Source organism: Thermoanaerobacter sp. A7A (genome assembly GCF_000445185.1).
Taxonomy (GTDB): domain Bacteria; phylum Bacillota; class Thermoanaerobacteria; order Thermoanaerobacterales; family Thermoanaerobacteraceae; genus Thermoanaerobacter.
On sequence record NZ_AVAF01000086.1, the window covers coordinates 1 to 1,176 of the forward strand.

Here is a 1,176-nt window from a genome sequence, read left to right on the forward strand (position 1 = left end):
TGTAAAACTAAATGGTGAAGGATTTGTTACGTTTGTAACTGAAGGTGATAAAGTAAAAGTTGGCGATAAACTATTAAAGGTAGAAAGAACTTTAATAAAATCAAAAGCTAAATCACTCGTTTCCCCTATAGTAGTAACTAATATGGATATGATAAAAGAATTTAAAAAAATGACAGGTAAAGCGACTGCTGGGCAGACCGTTGTAATTGAGGCGGTTATTTAATTTGGTTCAATATGAAATAAATTTTCATAAATACTTCATATTTATGAAACAATACAACATATAAGGAGGTGGGAGGTAAGCATATAGATTTACATGTTTAATTATCATTACCATTTAAATACTAAATTGAAGATAGGGGGATTAAGAATGTCAAGAGAAAAAGAAATAGCCCAAGGAATTATTAAAGAGTTGGGCGGAAAAGAAAATGTCATATCAATTACGAATTGCATGACAAGATTGAGAGTGCTTGTCAAAGATTATGACAAGGTTAACAGGGAAGCTTTGGGGAAAATTGACGGTGTTATTAAAGTCAATGAAGAGGGTGGAGAGTTACAAGTTATTGTAGGACCTGGTCTTGCTAACAAGGTAGAAAGTGAGGCATCAAAAATACTAGGTGGTACTAAAGTTGGAAAAGCAGAAGAAGTTAAAGCGGCAATTAGTGCCAAAAACCAAACACCTTTTAAACTTCTCTTGAGAAGGATTGCTAGTATATTTATTCCTTTGATTCCAGGTTTAATTGGTGGTGGTTTAATACTTGGCATTACCAATGTTGCGACAAAATTTAATTGGATTGCAGACAAAAATTTATTGGCTATGTTAAGTTTGTTAGGCAGTACTATTTTTACGTATATGGGTATTATGGTAGGTATGAATACTGCTAAAGAATTTGGAGGTTCTCCTACAATTGGAGGTATTCTTGCTGGTATTATTTATAACCCTGCATTAGCTAATATTACAATTGGAGGGAAAGCTTTAGTCGTAGGTAGAGGCGGAATTATTTCTGTCTTAATTGCAGCAGCATTTGCAAGTTGGCTTGAAAAAAACATTAGGAAAAGAATGCCTAACAGTATAGAATTGCTTGCAACTCCTTTGCTTACAATTTTGATAGCAGGTTTTGCAACTTTATATGTATTACAACCTTTAGGCGGATATATAGCTGATGGTATTGGCAA

2 protein-coding genes are annotated in these 1,176 nt (G+C 33.6%); both read left to right on the forward strand.

Translation table 11 applies throughout. From position 1 onward, the window contains the following. A partial coding sequence (locus M663_RS0105160; protein ID WP_029688188.1) for a PTS glucose transporter subunit IIA occupies positions 1-223 on the forward strand: 223 nt, incomplete at its 5' end. A gap of 147 nt (positions 224-370) precedes the next feature. After that, on the forward strand, positions 371-1,176 hold an 806-nt coding region (locus tag M663_RS0105165; protein WP_029688189.1), incomplete at its 3' end, for a PTS transporter subunit EIIC.